Source organism: Rhizobium grahamii CCGE 502 (genome assembly GCF_000298315.2).
Classification (GTDB): domain Bacteria; phylum Pseudomonadota; class Alphaproteobacteria; order Rhizobiales; family Rhizobiaceae; genus Rhizobium; species Rhizobium grahamii.
Genome location: NZ_AEYE02000029.1, coordinates 112,185 through 130,549 on the forward strand (window position 1 = coordinate 112,185; position 18,365 = coordinate 130,549).

General features: G+C 57.5%; 19 protein-coding genes, 1 tRNA gene and 1 pseudogene. 9 read left to right on the forward strand and 12 right to left on the reverse strand.

Translation table 11 applies throughout. From position 1 onward, the window contains the following. The first annotated feature begins 2 nt into the window (after positions 1-2). Together RGCCGE502_RS22330 and RGCCGE502_RS22335 are read left to right on the forward strand one after the other, a co-directional pair. On the forward strand, positions 3-227 hold the full coding sequence (locus tag RGCCGE502_RS22330) for a sulfurtransferase TusA family protein (protein ID WP_016556466.1): 225 nt from the start codon (positions 3-5) through the stop codon (positions 225-227). 124 nt (positions 228-351) lie between these two features. Continuing rightward, positions 352-2,213 (forward strand): annotated as a pseudogene (locus RGCCGE502_RS22335) (ABC transporter ATP-binding protein). A gap of 47 nt (positions 2,214-2,260) precedes the next feature. Here the strand turns inward: RGCCGE502_RS22335 and RGCCGE502_RS22340 are convergent. Both RGCCGE502_RS22340 and RGCCGE502_RS22345 read right to left on the reverse strand, forming a co-directional pair. Next, the gene (locus RGCCGE502_RS22340; RefSeq protein WP_016556467.1) at positions 2,261-3,430 is read right to left on the reverse strand and encodes a CobW family GTP-binding protein; all 1,170 of its coding nucleotides are present in this window, start codon (positions 3,428-3,430) and stop codon (positions 2,261-2,263) included. Between the two features lie 12 nt (positions 3,431-3,442). Then, positions 3,443-4,570 carry a D-alanyl-D-alanine carboxypeptidase family protein gene (locus RGCCGE502_RS22345; protein ID WP_016556468.1) on the reverse strand — a complete coding sequence of 376 codons (1,128 nt, stop codon included), beginning with the start codon at positions 4,568-4,570 and terminating at the stop codon, positions 3,443-3,445. Positions 4,571-4,727: 157 nt separating this feature from the next. Here RGCCGE502_RS22345 and RGCCGE502_RS22350 point away from each other — a divergent pair, with 157 nt between their 5' ends. The 3 genes from RGCCGE502_RS22350 to RGCCGE502_RS22360 all read left to right on the forward strand — a co-directional run bounded on the left by RGCCGE502_RS22350 (position 4,728) and on the right by RGCCGE502_RS22360 (position 6,813). Then, entirely contained in the window at positions 4,728-5,891 is a 1,164-nt protein-coding gene (locus tag RGCCGE502_RS22350) for a M20 aminoacylase family protein (protein WP_016556469.1), read from the forward strand. A gap of 72 nt (positions 5,892-5,963) precedes the next feature. Beyond that, a tRNA-Arg gene (locus RGCCGE502_RS22355) sits at positions 5,964-6,040 on the forward strand. Positions 6,041-6,342: 302 nt separating this feature from the next. Continuing rightward, positions 6,343-6,813, forward strand: a complete 471-nt coding sequence (locus RGCCGE502_RS22360; RefSeq protein ID WP_016556470.1) for a hypothetical protein — start codon at positions 6,343-6,345, stop codon at positions 6,811-6,813. 12 nt (positions 6,814-6,825) lie between these two features. On the opposite strand, the gene RGCCGE502_RS22365 is transcribed toward RGCCGE502_RS22360, so the two are convergent. Continuing rightward, positions 6,826-7,914 (reverse strand): helix-turn-helix domain-containing protein, encoded by a 1,089-nt coding sequence (locus tag RGCCGE502_RS22365; protein ID WP_016556471.1) that lies wholly within the window; start codon positions 7,912-7,914, stop codon positions 6,826-6,828. Continuing rightward, positions 7,911-8,540: a hypothetical protein gene (locus RGCCGE502_RS22370; RefSeq protein ID WP_016556472.1), complete on the reverse strand. Its 630-nt coding sequence runs from the start codon at positions 8,538-8,540 to the stop codon at positions 7,911-7,913. Before RGCCGE502_RS22370 ends, RGCCGE502_RS22365 begins: the two co-directional genes overlap by 4 nt. A 169-nt stretch (positions 8,541-8,709) precedes the next feature. Here RGCCGE502_RS22370 and RGCCGE502_RS22375 point away from each other — a divergent pair, with 169 nt between their 5' ends. Together RGCCGE502_RS22375 and RGCCGE502_RS22380 are read left to right on the forward strand one after the other, a co-directional pair. Continuing rightward, a complete protein-coding gene (locus RGCCGE502_RS22375) occupies positions 8,710-9,228 on the forward strand; it encodes a hypothetical protein (RefSeq protein ID WP_016556473.1) in 519 nt (172 codons plus the stop codon). A gap of 165 nt (positions 9,229-9,393) precedes the next feature. After that, positions 9,394-9,684: a hypothetical protein gene (locus RGCCGE502_RS22380; RefSeq protein WP_016556474.1), complete on the forward strand. Its 291-nt coding sequence runs from the start codon at positions 9,394-9,396 to the stop codon at positions 9,682-9,684. 2,111 nt (positions 9,685-11,795) lie between these two features. Here RGCCGE502_RS22380 and RGCCGE502_RS22395 read toward each other — a convergent pair. From RGCCGE502_RS22395 to RGCCGE502_RS22420, 6 genes are all read right to left on the reverse strand, one after another. Then, the gene (locus RGCCGE502_RS22395) at positions 11,796-12,416 is read right to left on the reverse strand and encodes a hypothetical protein (RefSeq protein ID WP_016556477.1); all 621 of its coding nucleotides are present in this window, start codon (positions 12,414-12,416) and stop codon (positions 11,796-11,798) included. 166 nt (positions 12,417-12,582) lie between these two features. Further along, positions 12,583-12,855, reverse strand: coding sequence for a hypothetical protein (locus RGCCGE502_RS22400; RefSeq protein ID WP_016556478.1), 273 nt, complete (start codon positions 12,853-12,855; stop codon positions 12,583-12,585). Further along, positions 12,830-13,192 (reverse strand): hypothetical protein, encoded by a 363-nt coding sequence (locus RGCCGE502_RS22405; RefSeq protein WP_016556479.1) that lies wholly within the window; start codon positions 13,190-13,192, stop codon positions 12,830-12,832. Before RGCCGE502_RS22405 ends, RGCCGE502_RS22400 begins: the two co-directional genes overlap by 26 nt. 3 nt (positions 13,193-13,195) lie before the next feature. Then, positions 13,196-13,456 carry a ubiquitination-like system serine protease family protein gene (locus RGCCGE502_RS38255; protein ID WP_016556480.1) on the reverse strand — a complete coding sequence of 87 codons (261 nt, stop codon included), beginning with the start codon at positions 13,454-13,456 and terminating at the stop codon, positions 13,196-13,198. 44 nt (positions 13,457-13,500) lie between these two features. Further along, positions 13,501-13,779, reverse strand: a complete 279-nt coding sequence (locus tag RGCCGE502_RS22415; protein ID WP_141652403.1) for a hypothetical protein — start codon at positions 13,777-13,779, stop codon at positions 13,501-13,503. 8 nt (positions 13,780-13,787) lie between these two features. Continuing rightward, positions 13,788-14,444 carry a glycoside hydrolase family 19 protein gene (locus RGCCGE502_RS22420; RefSeq protein WP_016556482.1) on the reverse strand — a complete coding sequence of 219 codons (657 nt, stop codon included), beginning with the start codon at positions 14,442-14,444 and terminating at the stop codon, positions 13,788-13,790. A gap of 143 nt (positions 14,445-14,587) precedes the next feature. Between RGCCGE502_RS22420 and RGCCGE502_RS22425 the strand changes: the two genes are divergently transcribed. Beyond that, positions 14,588-15,721 (forward strand): acyltransferase family protein, encoded by a 1,134-nt coding sequence (locus tag RGCCGE502_RS22425; protein ID WP_019280503.1) that lies wholly within the window; start codon positions 14,588-14,590, stop codon positions 15,719-15,721. Between the two features lie 49 nt (positions 15,722-15,770). Next, positions 15,771-16,064: a hypothetical protein gene (locus RGCCGE502_RS35710; RefSeq protein ID WP_016556484.1), complete on the forward strand. Its 294-nt coding sequence runs from the start codon at positions 15,771-15,773 to the stop codon at positions 16,062-16,064. On the opposite strand, the gene RGCCGE502_RS22430 is transcribed toward RGCCGE502_RS35710, so the two are convergent. Then, complete coding sequence (locus tag RGCCGE502_RS22430; protein ID WP_016556485.1) at positions 16,027-16,602, reverse strand: SGNH/GDSL hydrolase family protein; 576 nt, start codon at positions 16,600-16,602, stop codon at positions 16,027-16,029. The genes RGCCGE502_RS35710 and RGCCGE502_RS22430 overlap by 38 nt on opposite strands. Then, on the reverse strand, positions 16,599-18,350 hold the full coding sequence (locus tag RGCCGE502_RS34710) for a hypothetical protein (protein ID WP_016556486.1): 1,752 nt from the start codon (positions 18,348-18,350) through the stop codon (positions 16,599-16,601). Before RGCCGE502_RS34710 ends, RGCCGE502_RS22430 begins: the two co-directional genes overlap by 4 nt. Between the last annotated feature and the right edge of the window lie 15 nt (positions 18,351-18,365).

Below are 18,365 nucleotides of genomic sequence, written 5' to 3' on the forward strand. Positions count from 1 at the left end.
GCTTGAGCGCCATTCTCTACGATCTGCGCGGGCTGAAATGCCCGCTTCCCGTGCTGAAGACACGCCGCAAGATGTCCTCCATGCCGAGCGGCGCATTGATCCAGGTCGAGACGACGGATCCACTTGCTGGCATCGACATTCCTCATTTCTGCAACGAGGACGGGCACCAGTTGATCGAAGCGGAAAAGACGGACGCTGGCCACCGCTTCCTGATCCGCAAGGGATAGCGCCCGCTATTTTTACGACATGCACCTGCACTTTGCGGTTGAGATCGTGACCGGAAGATGATCCGATGTGGCTGATTTCGCTGAGTCCCATCACACACCTCCCGACCTTTGATCCGAGAGGCCCATGTCGATTTCAGATACGATCTATCGCCCCTTCGAGCGGTTAATCCGCCCACTTGACATCCCCTACCGGCCGCTCCCCTCCAAGGGGCCGGTAAGGGTGCTCCTGCATTTCATCTCCATGTTTCGCGGCGTGCTGATCGCATTGGCGCTTTCCTCCATCATGTTCGAGGCCATCAACCTGACCATCATCTGGGGGCTCTCCGTTATCGTCGATGGAGTGACGCATCAGGGCGCCGCCGACTTCCTGCGGAGCGACTGGCCGCTACTCACCTTTCTCGGCTTTCTAATCTTTCCGGTGATGCCGGTCGTGTCGTTCGTGCTGAACACCCTTAATTCGCATACGCTCGGTGTCGGCATGCCAGCGGCCATCCAATGGCAGGGTCACAAGGCGGTAGAGCGACAGGACCTCGCTTTTTTCCATGACCTGTTTGCGGGTCAGGTCTCCTCGCGCCTGCAGCAGGTGGCGTCGGCCGTCCAGCAGCAAATCATCGCCGCCTTCCAGTCCATTCCGCGTTTCATCTTTCAGATGGTCGGGTCCGTCGTTCTCCTCGGCACGTTGTCCTGGCAGCTTGCCTTGCCTGTCATCATTTGGATCATGCTCAACGTGATCTTTGCCGCCAAGGTCGTGCCCACCTTTGCCGAGCGTTCCCGCCGCACCGCCAAACAGCGGAGCCTTGTGGCCGGCGCCATCACCGATCTCTACACCAACATGCAGATGATCAAGCAGTTTGCGGCCGAAGACAGCGAGGCCGGCGCCATCCGCCGTATCATCCAGAAGGCCGTGCAGACACAGCACAACGAACAGCGCATCTATCGCAGTTCGGAAGTGACCGTCGTCATTCTCAACTCGGTGCTGTGGATCACCATGATGTCGATCGGCTTTTCCGGTCTCGTCAAAGGCTTTCTCACCGTCGGCGAGTTCGTCGCGGCAGTCTACATTCTCCACCGGCTGTCGACGCAGATCTTCACTTTCCTGCAGATGGGCCAGCAGATCTTCCAGGCGATCGGCACGATCAAGGACGCAATGCCGGTCATGACGACGCCACCCACCATCATCGACCGGCCGGATGCTAGCAGTCTCGTGGTCGCCCGCGGGGAGATCCGGTTCGAAAACCTCCGCTTCGCCTATAAGGGCGGCAAGCCAGTCATCGACGATCTGTCCCTGACTATCCGGCCAGGAGAGAAAGTGGGCTCGTCGGCCTCTCGGGGGCGGGCAAGACAACGCTCGCCAACCTGCTGCTGCGCTTCTACGACATCGGGGGCGGCGCGATCCTGATCGACGGACAGGATATCCGCGCCGTCACACAGGCAAGCCTTCGCCGCGCGATCGGCGTCATCGCGCAGGACGTGGCGCTGCTGCATCGCTCAGTCGGCGACAACATCCGCTACGGGCGCCCGGAGGCGACGCAGGCGGAGATCGAACAGGTCGCGAGGATGGCGAGCGCCGACGCCTTCATCGCCGACCTCGCCGACGGCGAAGGCCGAAAGGGCTATGAGGCCTTCGTCGGTGACCGCGGCATCAAGCTCTCCGGCGGCCAGCGCCAGCGCGTCGCCATAGCCCGTGTTCTCCTGAAGAACGCGCCAATCCTGGTGCTCGACGAAGCAACTTCCGCCCTGGACAGCGAGTCCGAGGCAGCCATTCAGCAAAGGCTCGATCTGGTGATGCAGGGAAAGACGGTGATCGCGATCGCCCACCGCCTATCGACCATCGCCAGTATGGACCGGATCGTCGTGCTCGATCACGGGCGCATCGTGGAGGAAGGCAGGCCGGAGCTGCTGGTCGAGCAAGATGGCCTGTTTGCCCGGCTATGGAAGCGCCAGACCGGCGGCTTCATTCCGGAGGAAATCGACGACCCAAATTGACCAAGAGCTCATTTAGTGTCCGCAAGGCAGATGAAGCGGACCGCCGACTAGAATCGCATGCCCGGCACGGCGAGCGGATTGTCGTTCAACGCCGTCCGATCCGGCGTATCGATGCGCGGCTTGCCAAGAAACGCATCGAACAGATCCTTGACGAAGGCTTCCGGCAGATCCTTGGTAATCAAGACCATGCGCGTGCGCCGGTCCTGAGGGTCCGGCCAGGCCGGCAGCCGCGACGGCGGGTGGAAGATGCTCTGCACGCCGTGAAGCACCAGCGGGCGATCCGGACGGTCCGATACCGCAACGATCGCCTTCATCCGCAGCAGCTTCTCGCCGTGCGCGGACCGCAGGAGATCGATGAACATGTCAAGCGCCATGGGGTCAATCGGCTTGTCCTCGACGATCGAGAAGGATCGGATCGAGGCATCGTGGCGGTTCAGATCATGCGGATCCTGGTGGTCGTGTCCGTGATGATGATGGTGGTGGTGATGGTTTCCGTCGGCACCATGGTGATGGTGGTCATGGTGGTGGTGCAGGTCGTGGGCATCCTCGTCCCGCAGCCAGCGGCCCACGTCGGCAATCTTGCTCTCTGGGTCATAGAGGCCGTTGACAAGTAGGCTTGCCCTGCCCGCCTCGGCGCCATCGGCATCCATCAGTGCCGCGCGCGGATTTAGCACGGTGAGGCGCGCTTCCAGCGCGCGCAATGCCTCCTGCGACGCCATGGCCTGCTTCGAGAGAACCAGCCGATCGGCAACCGCGACCTGCTTCACCGCCTCCTCGTGATTGTCGAGGGTCTGCGAACCGTTGACCGCATCGACCACCGTCACAATGCCATCGAGGTCGAAATTGGTAGCGATGACAGGGTTGCCCATGATCGCCTGCATGACCGGTGCCGGATCAGCCAACCCTGTGGTCTCGATGACGACACGCTTCACCGGCTTGACCCGGCCGGTCTGCACCGCATCCATCAGATTTGCCAGGGTATCGACCAGCTCGCCGCGCACGGTGCAGCAAAGGCAGCCATCTGACAGTTCGATGATCGCGTCGCCGGAGCTTTCCACCAGCAGATGATCGATGCCAACATCCCCGAACTCGTTGATGATGACGGCAGCGTCCTTCATCGCCGGATCCTTGAGGATACGGTTCAGCAGCGTCGATTTGCCGGCGCCAAGAAAGCCGGTCAGGATGGTGACCGGGATGCGATTGGAAGCAGCGCTCATCGCGAATTGACCTTAGAAGGAGGTGGCAGGACGCGGCAGCGGCACCGGCACGTTGGCAATCGTGCCTGCAGTCTCGGCGGTTGCCAGCTTGTCGGGCTGCGGCTCGTTCTGACCTGGAATGAGGCCCGCAAAGACGAAGTTCGGCTCGTGGTCCATTTCCTGGATGTAAGGCGACTGAACCTTCATGCGACCGACTTCATCGCGCGTTTCACTGCGGACCTTGGCGCCCTTGGCGCTGCAGATATCGGCGGTGATATCCGTGACCTGGTCCTGGCCAGGTCCGTAGGGTTGCAGGGAAGAGAGCGTATCGGGGGCGGAAAATTGCGAGGTGAAGCCCTTCTGCAGCAAGTCAGCGGACGCATCCGCGCGAGCGGCCAGGCTATCGGTGCCGAGCACGACGGAGATCAAGGTACGGCCGTTGCGCGTCGCCGAAGCAATCTGGTTGAACCCCGAAGCACAGATGAAGCCCGTTTTCATGCCGTCGGCGCCGGCGAAACGTCCAATCAGGACGTTGATGCTCGGTACGTTCTTCGTGCCGGTCGTAATGCCCTCAAGCGAGAAGTATCCGGCATATTGCGGGAAGTCACGGCGCAGCGCCACGGAAAGAACCGCAAGATCGCGCGCCGTCGTGTACTGGCCCTTGCCGGGCAGTCCATTCGGATTGACGAAATGCGAATCGTTCATGCCAAGCTTCGCGGCCTCGGCATTCATCTTCAAGACGAAGGCTTCCTGCGTGCCGCCAACGGCCTCGGCAACCGCAACCGCGATGTCATTTGCGGATTTGACCATCAGGATCTTCAGCGCGCTGTCGAGCGTCAGCTTTTGTCCCGGCTTGAAATACATCTTCGCTGGCGGCTGGGCTGCAGCTCGCTTGCTCATCACGATGGGGGTATCGAGGCTGATCTGGCCGGCGCGAACCGCATCAAAGACCGTGTAAACCGTCATCAGCTTGGTGAGCGACGCCGGATACCATTTGCGGAAAGCCTCGTCATGCTCCAGCACGCGGCCGCTCTGCACGTCGACTAGGATGTGCGGGTTCGCATAAGCCTGCGCGGAAGCCGAGAGAGCGATGGCGGCTGCGGAAGCTGCGATTGAAAGCGGCCGCAGGGCGGCAAGCAAACGATTCTGGCGCGTCGACACGGTTCGTCCTTAAAGATGTCCGGAAGTCTCGAAAGTTTCCCCTATTTAACGTATATGGCCATGACATGGCAAAGGGCCTTGATTAAGTTATTTCTGCGGCATCGTGTCTCCGCGACCCGGTTCCGTCCCCGTTTCGATTTCACGACAGGAAGCTGACATGCCGATTTTGAACAGAGCCGCCGAACTTCAGGACGAGGTAACAGAGTGGCGCCGGCATATTCATGCGCGCCCGGAGCTTCTCTTCGCCGTCGAGAACACCGCCGCCTTCGTGGCCGAGAAACTCAAGGAATTCGGTGTCGACGAGATCGTCACCGGGCTCGGCAGAACGGGCGTCGTCGGCCTGATCAAGGGCAAGGGCGAAGGCAGCCGCACGATCGGCCTGCGCGCCGATATGGACGCGTTGCCGCTGACCGAAATCAGCGGCAAACCCTGGGCTTCGACCACGCCCGGCAAGATGCACGCCTGCGGCCATGATGGCCACACCGCCATGCTGCTCGGTGCGGCGAAGTATCTGGCTGAAACGCGCAACTTCAACGGCAATATCGCGGTCATCTTCCAGCCGGCCGAAGAGGGCGGCGGCGGCGGCAACCTGATGGTCAAGGACGGCATGATGGAGCGCTTCGGCATCGAAGAAGTCTACGGAATGCACAATCTTCCGGGTCTTCCGGTCGGACACTTTGCCATCCGCAGCGGCGCGATCATGGCCGCAACCGATGAATTCACCATCACCATCAAGGGCCGTGGCGGCCATGCGGCTCAGCCGCACCGCACGATCGATCCGATCGCCATCGGCGCCCAGGTCGTCAGCAACCTGCAGCTCATCGCCTCCCGCAATGTCGATCCGTTGCGCTCGATCGTGGTTTCGGTCACCAAGTTCAACGCGGGCTTCGCGCACAACGTCATCCCGAACGACGCAACGATCGCCGGCACCGTGCGCACGCTCGACGAAGAGGTGCGCGATCTTGCCGAAACCCGATTGAAGCAGGTCGTCAACGGACTCGTTGCCGCTCACGGCGCCGAAGTCGATATCAATTTCAACCGGAACTACCCCGTCACTTACAATCACGCGACGGAAACCGGACACGCCGTCCGTATCGCCGGTGAGATTGCCGGCACAGGCAACGTAAACGCCGAAATCGACCCGCTGATGGGCGGCGAGGATTTCTCCTACATGCTGAACGCCCGCCCCGGCGCCTTCATCTTCATCGGCAATGGCGATACGGCGGGCCTGCACAACCCCGCCTACGATTTCAACGATGAAACCATCGCCCACGGCATTTCCTACTGGGTGCGGCTCGCTGAACAGCGCCTCGGCGACTGAAATTCACTTCATCAGACACATGCAAAAGAGCTTGGCTTCCGGCCAAGCCTTTTGTATGCATGACGCTCAAGTGGTCCCGTAGCTCAGCAGGATAGAGCACCAGATTCCTAATCTGGGGGTCACGCGTTCGAATCGCGTCGGGATCACCAATATTTTCAAGGATATAGCCTGAATTTTCACTCCGCACTCGTGCGCCATCGCTTTACCAATTTTACCAGCATTTACAGTCATTGCTGTGAGTTAGCGGGGATTCGGTGGCGCATGATTGGCGCACGGTGGCTCACAGGACTGCCTTCCCTTAGGGCCTTTTGCAGCTGAAGCATTGGCTCTTGGCAGACAGTTGCACCTGCGGGAGCACCGAGGCCCCTCTACCGGAAATTGTTTCTTCTTATTGATACAGTGTCGCTAAGCACCTAAATAGATTGCGCAAACGGAAGGGGGCGCATCGCGAATGGTCGACGAGGGCGGACACAATTTCAAAAGGCTACGAGATAAAATCCTTGCCCGAAGCCAGGCACAGGATTGGGATCTAGCAAAAAAAGAATGGAAACTCGTCGGTATATATGAGGCCGATGAGCCGGACACCTGCTTGTGCGGTCATACCCCCATCATCGAGGTTTGCGTTTTGGCCAACACACTAAATGGCAGCAGGGTCGAAGTCGGCAACCGATGTGTAAAGCGGTTCCTAGGACTGAGGTCGGACCTCATATTTGCCGGGCTCAAGCGGATCAGAGAAGACTCTTCAAAGAGCCTAAACGCAGATGCCACAGTCTTCTTTTACGAGAAGGGCGTGATTACACCGTGGGAATACAAGTTTCAAAGCGACACAATGCTCAAGCGGGTACTTTCCGGCAAGCAGCTGCAAACGCGGCAAAATATCAACCGGAAAGTCCTTGATCACCTAAGCCGGCGCGGGATTTGAAATCCCGTGATATTACTTAATAACTCGCAACGTGGGCTTTTCCCGCTCCCTACGTTCGACGCCGTAAACAGTGGTTACCTCGTCCTCGTCGAATCGTAAAAGCTTAGAAAAATCCGACGCTGTATAATTTAGTTCGCTTTTGTGAAGATCGAGGACGTGCACGAACAGGCGGGTTGGCTCCGGAGGAAACTGTGTCTCCGGAGGCTCTGTCTTGCGCCAACCCCGTGCGCTGAGTTGTCTCCACAGATACGATGACTGATTGTCGCTAATCAGCTTGGCAGCCCCGGCTCTATACAAGAGGGATGCCACGGAGACGCGCCAATAACGCTTCAACTGAACAAGGCGCTCCAGCGTTACTCGGCCACCGATAATGTCGGAACGAAGCTGAGCTGCCGGAGCTAATAGTTCGCCCGCAAACAGATCGGCTTCTGCCTCCATCTCATCGGTAGGCACTGAGTGCATGATCAGATGGCCAAGCTCGTGCGCTAGTGAATGCCTCATGCGATCTGCTGGCGCCTTGCTATTCAAGAACACGACTGGAGGAACATCCCGCAATCGCATCGTTACCCCGTCGACATTCTCAACGAAGTTGCAGATCACAACTAAGATTCCCGCCCGCTCACAAAGGGCAGTCAGGTTTTTTATCGGGCCATCAGGAATCAACCAGGAGCGCCTGATTAATTGGGCGACCTTGTCAGCTCCGCCGAGCTCGTCAGCGTCCACGCGCGGAAGGGGAAGGTCCGGCTTGATGTCGATAGAGGTCAACAGACGCCGAAGATGCATTACGCGAAGATTGAGCTCGGCATGAAGCCTTTTCATCTCTCCCGCTGTAACCGAGGCCTTTTTCCGCCACGCCACATCATGAACGCTGAGAGGCAAGCCAGACAGCTCATCGTCCTGCGTAAAGAAATCAATCGGAAATCGAAGGGCGGAGGCGATTGCCTCGATTGTTGACTGCAGCGGCTCTCCATTGAGGAGGCCGCGCTCTATTCGCGAATAGTGGCCCTGATCGAGCCCGGCCTCCTCGGAGACCTCAGCTTGACTCTTTCCGCGATACTGCCTCGCGAGAAGCAGTAGCTCGTGATTGAATGTGCTGCTCATGATGAGCCATTATCTTTCTTCTTCTTGTCTTTATTCTGTTCGGCTTCATCAGATTTGGGTTGCTTGAAGCTGGCGATACGGAGCGGGTCAAACTCGTCATCATTGAAGAATTCCGGTTGCATCGGGATTGCGATGCCATCCGATGTTAGCTCGATTTTCCACAGGAACTCGCCGTTGTTCCGTGCCGATATACCGACCCAGATAACTTCAGTTTCGAATTCGTTCAAGACATAGCAAAGCTCCACGCGCTGCAAGCCTTCATAACCGTAGAGATCCATCTCGTGATCATCGTAGGCGACGGCTTCCGGCGTGGGATAGTTCGCAGTTGCCAGGCTAACGCTAGCGTGCTTGAAGCGAAACAAAATGACGTTGTCGATAATGAATGACGCGGTATCACGGTGAAAGAGCGGGGCGATACCAGGATCGGCGGATGCCAAGGAGTTCAACTCGCGAACCACGTGCTCCCACACTATTCCGCGAAAAGTTGCCTTGCGGAGCCATACTGCTCGCTGCGGGTAAAGCTCCACCGCGCGATCCCACGCACGATGAACAGCTTCATAAATCTTCGTGGCCCGATCATTTTTGACAAGGAGTTCATTGACAACAGTTCGCATCGGCAAAGGCATTGAGTCGTCTCCTGAATTTAAAGGAGCGTCTCACATCGCTTTTACAAAAACAAGACTGAATTATGCGCAACTTTATGCTTTTGGGCATTTGGTCTCTGCTGATGACGATGGCACTCGACTAATTCGCCGAATCGAATGCATGTCCAAGGCGTGATGAGAGGAAGAGAAATTGGCAAAACCACTTAAGCGTATTTCCGACGAAGAGTTCTATGCCATGATGGCGGATGCAACTCCCTTCGAAGCGGTGATAAGAAGCGCCATCGTGATTGAGACCGAAATCGAAGAGATCTTTCGGCTAGCCTTCGCTGATCCTTCTGCGATCACTGACCTAAAGTTGACGTACGCCCAGAAGGTTGGTCTGGTGATTGGGTTGGGCATGGATCCTCGGCTGGCGACACCGCTCAAAGCCCTAGCTAAGCTCAGAAACGACTTCGCACACAAGCTCGATGCAAAATTCGATAACAGCGACGCCGACAATTTCTACTCTTCGTTTGCGAAGGAAGATAAGAAAGTGATCAACGAGGTGCTTCGCGCTATGCCTGGAAACAAAAAAACAGACGGGACGCATCGAGCGTTCAAAGAGTTCGAGGAGCGGAAGAAGTTAAGCCTATGTGTTGTCACCCTTCGATCGGCGATCGTGGCTGCACAAAGGCAAGTGACTAGGCTATTGGAGCCTCTTCCGGACTAATGCGGGTGGCGCCCCATGCCGGAGTACGGCATGTGAGCAAAAACAAAATCTTGGAGATTGTGAGGCATACGGTTCGTCTACAGGATCGTTATGCTTTTCTAGAGAAATGTCTCACGGTTTAAGCCTGTTTCGCGGATTTTGAGCTCACCTTTTGCAGTAGAAGATATGAGCGAAGCGTACCACCCCAAATACAAATGGCGTCGAACGAAGATCGACGAGCGCGACGTGCCGACCGATAACGACTGGTCTGGGTATGACGGGAAGGTTGTTGTGGGGAGGATCCAGCTGCAGGCGCACGGCCTGAAGCAAGATTTTTGGCTCTGGTCCGGGCACGGCCATAACGTGGCAAAACGGCATCTGCCGCATCAGGGCTATGAAGCCGAAGGCCGGGAGGCCATGCGGAAGGTCGAGGAGTATTATGATCGCCTCCTCGAGAACAATGAAATCAGGAGATAACCGTGGGGCTAGATCGCTTTTAAAGGCGAAGAGAAGCACTCAGTGGGTTCATTCTGCACGTGACTCCACGGGGGGCGAGTGCTTCTCTTCTATCCTTGCTCTGCTCAGCGAAGGACAAGCGGGAGGGTACTCTTCTCGGAGGGGCAGTCTAGACGGACTAAGGTCCTAAGGAAACCGAGGGGGAAGGTTCAGGAGCCTGTGTGTGTGGCAAGCTGCGAGAACCTAGCCGACGCCGACAGCGATTCCAGTTTGCCTCAGGCTGTTTCGGTAGAAATTTCTGAGCGACCCATCGGTTCACGATCGTGATACTGGACGGGAAAGATGGGGCAGCGCATCGTTAGACAAACGCTAAACCGAGTGCTTGAGAACTCTAAGCTGGCGGCCTGGAAGCAGTTGAATCGTCCTCGCATGCGTTAATGCGACGAGCGCTCGAACAATTTCTGTCTCCGTGAATCCCATCTTCATCAATGGCTGACCGAGATCGCAAAGCGATTGGACCTGTCCGGGGCCGGGGAGCTGCTCAAGAAGCTTCCGCTCGACGAGATCCTGGTACTTCTGTCTTCGAAAATCCTCCTCCATCAATCTGTCCTAGAAAAAAAGCCCCTGCGTGCCAGTTAAGTCGGCGGGGCATGAGGTGGAGTTTAGCTTCGATGGGCTACGAAGCTAGGATATAACGCGTGATGTGGGGCATAGTTCCTTAGAAGTACGATAGGTCACTTCAGGCTTACCTTCGGACCAAGGTCCGATTGTCGTGTGTGTTGATCGCCAATACTCTACCGTTGTTCTTCCAACCGGGTGACCGGCGAAGGACACGGAGGCCATGAGGTGTCGCGGAAACCCCCTCATGGCCTCCGCGCTGCAGCGTCTCACGTCCCACCAGCGATAGAGCAAGCTACGAGCCAGGTCGGCAAGGTATTAGCCTCTTCTAATTTGTACGCTAGATGACGGGAACCCAACGGTGAGACAGATTGTTATGGGCTCAGAGGAGGGACGCACACCCCTCTTTCCTTTCCCCGTCACCACCTGCCCCGCTCGCCAAAGCGGGGCTTTTTTCTCGGCGCGCAAAGATAAGACCATTTACGAATATCCCAGGGGGCGCCGATCAACTGATCCGGCTTACTCGGGACTAAAGTTGAGGGTGACGCGTTTGCTTACGTCCTGAGAATTGAAACCCCTCAGTGATCATCATCTAAGCCCTGCCTGCGCAGGGTTTTTTTTCGCAGTGTATGTGGACGAACCACCCTACGGCTCGTGCGCTCTGATGTCGCGATTGTTCATAAGGTCAACAAGGTCCCGCGCCTCCTGAACAGTCAGGCAATCCAGGGGAGTGCCTTCGACAATTGCTGGACAATCGGTGGAGTTCTCTACTACAGCCCACTTGCCGTCGTAGACGGGGCTCTCCGCGACCCTGAATTTTGCACTCATCCTTACGCGTGCGCTGCACATGTTGTGGTCCTAAGCTCTACAGAGAAGCCATAACGAACCGGCCGAAGACTAGTGTCCTTGCGACAACTATGCCGATTTCCAACATATCTGCAAGCGTCCGGCCATGCGGGCAATGCGCCTCCTCTTTTCCCACGGCTCTGACCTTCCACACGGAGATGCGAAGGAAAATGTCGTGGGTGAGAAACCGGGTCATAGTGTTGCTATAGGAAATTGAACTTGCTTGGAACAAGAGGGCCGGATGCTTTGTTCGAGCCTGTCCGATCCTGTCGGACGCCGGGAGGCTTCGAGCAATGTTGCATGAACCCGTCGAAGCCTCCCGGTCTAACCCATAGGGGTTGTACCGCCCGAGCCTTCCTTCCAGCCGAAAAGCGCTTTTTGTACGATGGATAACGGGAACCAAACCTGAAGCGGCTTGTTATGCGAGCGGGGAAGGAGATGAACGCCCTTCTCTGTTTTCCTCGAACTAAAGCCCCGCCTGCTCCGCTCCAAGGTGGGGCTTTTTCTTACCCGCCGGGCAAAAAATACGACATTTTACGGATATCTTTTCGGCACCCCAGCAGGCATCGTTGCTGGGCGTCGAGCACGGGTTTGGTTAACCGCGGCGCAGGGTCGTAAGATCCTTGGCCAAGGGCTGCGTTGAATTCAGTCCTTGGCCTAATCACGGTTCATGGCGTAGCGGCAGCCCTCGCCCTATCCCGTTCGAGGCGATCGAGCCGCTCTCTGATGTCGAGCATGAAATCGCGCTGGCCATAGACACTGCCCTGAGCCTGCTTGATCTCATCTATCTGGCGCTGGAAGTCCTTGCTTCGATCGTCATAGTTCTGCCAGACGCGCTGATGCTCTGCCCGAGGGACCAGGTTGTCGCGGATATCCTTTATGGCGATGTCGGTCCGCTGGCGATCCTCTGAGGATCGAGCCGTCCGCCATTCGAGCTCCTTCTGGGTGACCATCTTCTCGGTCATCTTCTCCAGTGAAGCCTGAACGCCCTTGCTGGTCTCGACGATCGCGGTATCGAGCCGATCCTGTCCCTTGCTCAAGGTGCCATAGAAGAACGCCCCCAGAGCCGCGAGGATCGTGAAGCAGACACCGGCGGCCGACCAGATGACCGGCCACTGTGTCTTGCTGTTCGTGCGCAGCTCGTTCGAGAGGGTGCTGATCGCCGAGTTGATCGTCTGGAACCCGGTGTTCATGTTCGACCGAAGATCGACGATGTCCTTGCCTTGGTTCTCTACTCGCTCAGATAGTCGGGCCCATGAGGTCATGGGGTCGAAGCCGTTGCTCGCCATTTCGGAATTTCCCATCAGCCCCGTTACCCCGTGAATGCGCATTCCAATGCAATGGTTTCACTTGACCGGTCGTAGCCGATCGACTATTTCGCCCGCCGCCGTGCTCATTGCCCCCCGAGGCGGCAAATGGGAGGGTCCGGCCTGCCTGTGAGGGTCGGGCCCTTGCCTACTTTGCGCGGTAACGCGTCTTCACGTCATCGTAGAAGATCGAGCAACGCTCGGTTCGTGCGTTCTGCCGATCGAGGGCGCTTCGCTCCCTGACAATGACTGATCGAAGCTCTGCACCAACCTCGACGGCAGCGTGAGCTTCCTGGCGGCGGCAGTCTTCCGGCCATTTCGGCAGGACAACGCCGGCGTCGATCTTGCCTTGGGTCGCGGCGGCAACCTCAATACGCTTGGTCGTGGTGCAGCCGCTAATGACGGTTGATGAAATCAACATCCCCAACGTCAGCAGCACAGGAACGGTTCTTCTCGCTGAGGAGTAGCTCATTGGCTTTTAGATCTTGTTCGAGGGTGGCTTGCTTCTGGTGTTCGACGATGTCGTCAGCAGCGGCGCGTTTCAGGAGTTCGTCGAGAGATTGAGACGCCGCATTGCGCTGGCGCTCCATCTCGGTAACCTTTGCCTCGGCTGCTGTCTTCTCCGACAGGAGCACGTAGCCGGAGAGGATTGCCGCATCGTGGTTGTGCAGCCAAAGGCGGAACCCGCCATATAAAGCAGCGAGGAGAAGCGCCCCGCCCAGCACCTTGCCGACCGGACCGGTGATGAAATCTGGCATCTCTCACTCCTTGTCGAAGTCTGGGAGATCGACGGTCTGGCCGGCTAGCGCATGGTGGCAATCAGAGAGAAATTGGATCTTCCCGTCCGTCACGAATGAATGGCAATTGATCGGTCCTTTCCGCATAGATCCCTGAACAAGGATGGATGGCGTAAATGTCGGCGCATCGGGATTGCAGTTATATCCCCAGATCGGACCTTGGCGATTAGGCGCATCCTCGACCGTGATGACGTGGGCACCATCGCAACCGGGGCACCAAAACATAACTCTGCCCCCGCTCGCGCTACGAAGCTTTTTAGAGAGTGCGCTTATGGCTTCACCTCGACCGTGGTGTCAGCATCGCCCTGCTCGACTGCCTGCTGCGCGATGCTCGACTTGCGTGCGACGTTCGTTTCCCAGACCGCGCCGAAGACATACGAGCCGATGATGCCACCCATGAGGAGGATGAGGTTCATCGCGATTGTGTCACTCAGAGCGATCGGTCGGCCCCACACCGCGAGATAAGTAATTATCCCGGTGCACCAGGTGAGGACTAGGATAATGATGCGACGGCGAACCGCCCAATCAGGCGAGGCTATATGATCCATGAAGAGTTTCATTGGGAGGCTACCTGCAGAGCTGCGTTGAACTTCTTGCCGAACAGAGCAATCTCGTCGGCCCGATCGAGGCCGTTGATGATCCTGCGAGCGTTCACCCAATCAGATGAGGTTGCCGTGAAGTAGTCGTGGAGCTTCTTGCCTGTGAACAGGCCGTCGCGCATACCGATGGTGATGATCTTAGCCGCGATGTCGTCATGGCACGCGAGATCCGGATTGGTTACGAGGTCGACACCGAGCAGATCCGAGAATCGCCGGTAGTTGTTCTTCCCGGTGATCTGGCAATATCCCCTGCCTCGGTACCGCCAGCCGTCGCCGCTGGCTTCGTCGCCGTTGCCCATGCGGCTCGCATAGGCGCGGTTCGCAATTCGCTGGGGCTGACGAGCATAGGCTCTCGCATCTGCTGCCGAGAAGTATTTCGGAAAGGTCCGAAGCAGACCCGCCTCCGAATAGTTCAGGTTCTCGACGATCGGCTCGAACGTCCCGCCCGTCTCGATCATCGGCGTGGCTAGGATGTAGGCGACGTGACGCTGATCAACCACCTGATAGGCTGCCGCGGCGTCGAATAGCGCCTCCATGCCCTCTACCTGAGGAACAGTGAGCGAGCAGGCAAAGATCGACGCTCGCACAGCATCGAAGAAATGCTTGCGGTCCATAGGACGCTCCAGATTGTTGGGATTTAAAGGGCCGCCTGCGCGCGCAGGGGTCAAAAACTGTTGTTAGGTGAAGATGGGACTGTTTTCATGGCTGGGCGTTTCCAATAGAACCGCCACGAGCAACAGGTTTGAAAGGCAGACGCATGCAATCTGCTCCCGCTCGACGAGAGCACGTTCAATTCGCCGATACTCTGCGGGGACTGGCAGCGGTTAGCGTCGTCATCTCGCATTTTTACGGGGTATACTGGTATCAGCGCGCCGCAGTGCTGGGGCTGACGCGGGCGCAAGGGCTTTCCGAAAACATCAGCGTGCCGATCTACATCCAGTGGCTTCACCTCCCGCCGGTCGACTTTGGAGCGTTCGGCGTTGCCGTCTTCTTCCTGATCAGTGGGTTCGTCATACCAATGTCGCTGAGCCGCTCGACTGGTCCCGCATTCTTGGTGGCTCGGCTCTTCCGGATCGTGCCAACCTATGTCGTTGGGTTTCTCATCTCGCTCGCGGCCATTTATCTCAATACCGTTGGACAAGGGGGAGTTTGGCCAACACCACTATCCCACGTCTTTATCCACATGGTCCCAGGTCTTCGGGATATCCTAGGCACCACGAACATCGACGGCATCATCTGGACGCTTGAAATCGAGATGAAGTTCTATCTCGTCTGCGCCCTGATCGCGCCACTGTTTCGGAAAGGCTCCGCCGCCGTCTTCCTTGTGCCGGCCGCTATCGTGCTTGGCATCCAGATCCTCGCTTACCTCACAGCCCCAAGCATGATTGGCTTACTCGGCCGGATGGTCTTTGCCTCCGAGTTCATCTCTTTTATGTTCGTTGGCACGGCGTTCTACTACATTCATGCCGGGCTCCTGACCGAGAGGGCTGGCCTTCTGGTCGCCAGCGCTATCGCGATCGGCTTCTTCTCGCTTTGGACGGTATGGCCAGTTGGCGTCCTGCTGGCGCAGGCGTGGAACTACGCCGCAGCATTTCTTGTTTTCTGGACGGCATTCACATTTCAGCGGTACTTCGCCTCCAATGCCTTCACGAAATTCTTCGCGAGCATCAGCTATCCGCTCTACGTCGTGCATGCCGTCGCCGGCTACAGCCTTCTCCTTGTCCTGCAAAATATCGGCATGAGGTCGTCGCTGGCCTTGATCGTCGCGACGTCATTCGCCATTGGCGCAGCCTACCTGCTGCATCGTTTCGTAGAGAAGCCCACCCAGAAACTCGCAAAGCGGCTGAAATCACGACCAGCCGTCGCCGGCCAACTCGCTCCGGCAGAGTGACACCGCCAACTGCGTTGCAGCCGCTGCATGTTCTTGCTATTGGATATCCATGAGCAAGATCACAACCTATCGGCAGCTGTTGAGCGCGATCCACGAGAACGACGGGTTCAACAATTGGGACAGCGCAGGCGTTCCCGATGAGGAGCTTTCAAAGCTAGCCGAGAGCGCCGAGCAGGACGGATTGGTCAAGGTCGTGATGGGATGGGGCGAGGATCGCTATTTCCGCCTTACCAACAAAGGACGCCAATACATCGGCCTTCCCGTCCAGCCATCCATTTTTGATCGCCTCATCTCTCGGCTCGCACCTAAACGATCAGCGGCGCGATCGCGGCAGTTACGTTAGGCACAATCACCGCCACGGCGGGATCATCGAGAGGGTGGATTCCATCCGGCAGCATATCTCCAGGCGCGGGAGTTCCCCACGAGGGCGTGTTGTCGATAAGACTCACTCCCTGCGCAGCAGCAACAGCCCGCATTCCCTGATAATAGCTCGCTAGACTGGGCACGAGGGCTGTCCCCGGAGAGATTGCCGGGTTCATTGTCATTAGAAACAGCTTGGTTGCGGGCGATCCTGCCCAGAAGGCCTGCAACATCAGGACCAGATTACTCTGGAACGCAGCGACCGAGATGCCCGAGGTGGTAACAGCATCGTTCATCGCATATTCGATGACGGCCACCTTGGGCTTCATAGCAACCACCTGACTAACTATAGTGACGCCATAGTCAGAGGCCTTCCCAGGAGAGCCGAAATCGTAGGTTCTAAACGGTCGTTGCGTTTGTAGTTGCGTTCGAGATTGAAACGCGTCGATCCACTTCTTCGCGGTCAGCCTTGCAGTGAGGCTGGTGCCCATGAAGGCAACATCAAAGGCATCCCATCTCATCGCATTTGTGTCCTATCAATTCGCCAACCGATCGTGCGCAGGTTGAGCCTACCGTCGACATTGTTGGAGTCCCCGGTGTAGACACGCCCAACGTTATCGGTGGATATCCTTATCGACTGTATGAATTGCGCAGTACCGGTTCCGTAGAAGCCGATGGCCGTCGTGGCTGACGCCGTAAATGCTCCTCTGTCCGGGTCTCGGACGGACAGGAAACCGGTATTTGTCCCACCACTTGAGAAGGCCTGAACGTAGACTTCCGCCTCCGCTTTCGCGCCAGACGGAATAGCGAGCTGCCGAAGCGTCGCGACGTTTCCGTTTGCAACAGTCGATGCGGACACTACGTCGGTCTTGAAACGAAACCACTCGTTATCGTTTGTAAACGGAATGAAATTGCCGCTCCCGTCCGTCAACGCAGCGCCTAGCCAACGACGTTTAGTGAAGCCCGCCGCGTTCGGTCGCGTCATGTCGGGGTTGGTCATCGACGTGCTGAAAACCACGTCTTCGACGCCCGTCGTCGGGTTTTTGATCGCGTGGAAATTATACCATGTGTTGATTGCTTTCGTGCCGGCGTCGAGGCCACCGGCATTCGTTCCCGCGACCCAAAGAGCATCCAATTGCTTTGTGAGTGAAGTGGCGCGACTGAAGGTGATAGTGTTGTCTCGGTCGCGGCAGTAGAGCGGCGCAAAGTCGATATCGTTGTTCGCGTCAGTCGCGTTGTTGGCGTAGCCGCCACCACGAAGAAATCCTTCCCCGTCCTGACCGCTTAGAGACGTAAGCGCGAATGTTATCGCGGCTGCTCCCAGCGTGCCGCCCATAGGCGTGAACGACTGCCACCGAGATCCGGAATTCACCGCTCCCTCAAGGACCGTCACATAAGTTCCCGGATGGTCATTGAACGCCGAGAACTGAGGCGATCGCGATGCAGCGCCAGATACTACCGCGACGTAGATTCCGTTCTGCGATGGCGCCGTCTGGCCCGTAAGCAGAACTAAATCGCCGGCAGCAAGCGTCACTCCGTCAATGGCATCACCCGCCTCCAGACCATTTGCGATGTTGACGTTGGACGTGGCAACGACCCTTGTTCTGACAAACCGTTGCTGAGCAAGGCTTGCAGACGCTGATGCAGCCGCAGCAGCCGCCTCAGCCGCGGCTTGGCTGGCAGCAGAGTTGATATCGCTCGCAAGGCGAAACGCAGATCCCGAAACCGTGCCCAAAAGCAACAGACCTGGGACCAACCCACCCGAGGGTATATCGTTGCCGGCATTGCTCTTTATGGTCAGCGGGGCGCCCCCGTTGAACGATACGGTGACCGGCCCGGTGTTCGCCCTAAACACGTTCATGATCACCAGTGCAGATGAACTGATCGGAATTGTTGAAGACGCTTGAATAGCGTTCGCCGTGCCCGCCCCAACGTCAGAAGCCGCGATAAAGCTATACGGGAGATCAGCAACCCGAACCCAGAAGCCAGTCCCGGAGCCACCATTCTTTTGGTAAATGCCGTTGTAGGCGGCGGTTGGATCCTGAACGACCCAAGCCATGTCGAAGTCGACGAAACCCGTCAGCGTACCGAACAGGGAAGCGCGAGTGAGGAAAACGTTCCCGTCGCTACCTGACGTAAACGCGGAAATCAGGGACTCGACCCACTGCCCCCAGGACCGAAGTTCACTCTTCTTCGGCTTGTTATTACCCGACGAGGGAACGCCATCGGTGACGAAATCGCGCATGATCTGTGCGAAAGGTAAAGGCATGGGGCTTCCTCTGGA

What these genes read in the sequence shown, in the direction of transcription:
- RGCCGE502_RS22340 (WP_016556467.1), bottom strand. Translation starts at nt 3,430, where the DNA reads ATGAGCGCTGCTTCCAATCGCATCCCGGTCACCATCCTGACCGGCTTT.
- RGCCGE502_RS22350 (WP_016556469.1), top strand. Translation starts at nt 4,728, where the DNA reads ATGCCGATTTTGAACAGAGCCGCCGAACTTCAGGACGAGGTAACAGAG.
- RGCCGE502_RS22360 (WP_016556470.1), top strand. Translation starts at nt 6,343, where the DNA reads ATGGTCGACGAGGGCGGACACAATTTCAAAAGGCTACGAGATAAAATC.
- RGCCGE502_RS22365 (WP_016556471.1), bottom strand. Translation starts at nt 7,914, where the DNA reads ATGAGCAGCACATTCAATCACGAGCTACTGCTTCTCGCGAGGCAGTAT.
- RGCCGE502_RS22370 (WP_016556472.1), bottom strand. Translation starts at nt 8,540, where the DNA reads ATGCCTTTGCCGATGCGAACTGTTGTCAATGAACTCCTTGTCAAAAAT.
- RGCCGE502_RS22380 (WP_016556474.1), top strand. Translation starts at nt 9,394, where the DNA reads ATGAGCGAAGCGTACCACCCCAAATACAAATGGCGTCGAACGAAGATC.
- RGCCGE502_RS22395 (WP_016556477.1), bottom strand. Translation starts at nt 12,416, where the DNA reads ATGGCGAGCAACGGCTTCGACCCCATGACCTCATGGGCCCGACTATCT.
- RGCCGE502_RS22400 (WP_016556478.1), bottom strand. Translation starts at nt 12,855, where the DNA reads ATGTTGATTTCATCAACCGTCATTAGCGGCTGCACCACGACCAAGCGT.
- RGCCGE502_RS22405 (WP_016556479.1), bottom strand. Translation starts at nt 13,192, where the DNA reads ATGCCAGATTTCATCACCGGTCCGGTCGGCAAGGTGCTGGGCGGGGCG.
- RGCCGE502_RS38255 (WP_016556480.1), bottom strand. Translation starts at nt 13,456, where the DNA reads ATGTTTTGGTGCCCCGGTTGCGATGGTGCCCACGTCATCACGGTCGAG.
- RGCCGE502_RS22415 (WP_141652403.1), bottom strand. Translation starts at nt 13,779, where the DNA reads ATGGATCATATAGCCTCGCCTGATTGGGCGGTTCGCCGTCGCATCATT.
- RGCCGE502_RS22420 (WP_016556482.1), bottom strand. Translation starts at nt 14,444, where the DNA reads ATGGACCGCAAGCATTTCTTCGATGCTGTGCGAGCGTCGATCTTTGCC.
- RGCCGE502_RS22425 (WP_019280503.1), top strand. Translation starts at nt 14,588, where the DNA reads ATGCAATCTGCTCCCGCTCGACGAGAGCACGTTCAATTCGCCGATACT.
- RGCCGE502_RS35710 (WP_016556484.1), top strand. Translation starts at nt 15,771, where the DNA reads ATGAGCAAGATCACAACCTATCGGCAGCTGTTGAGCGCGATCCACGAG.
- RGCCGE502_RS22430 (WP_016556485.1), bottom strand. Translation starts at nt 16,602, where the DNA reads ATGAGATGGGATGCCTTTGATGTTGCCTTCATGGGCACCAGCCTCACT.
- RGCCGE502_RS34710 (WP_016556486.1), bottom strand. Translation starts at nt 18,350, where the DNA reads ATGCCTTTACCTTTCGCACAGATCATGCGCGATTTCGTCACCGATGGC.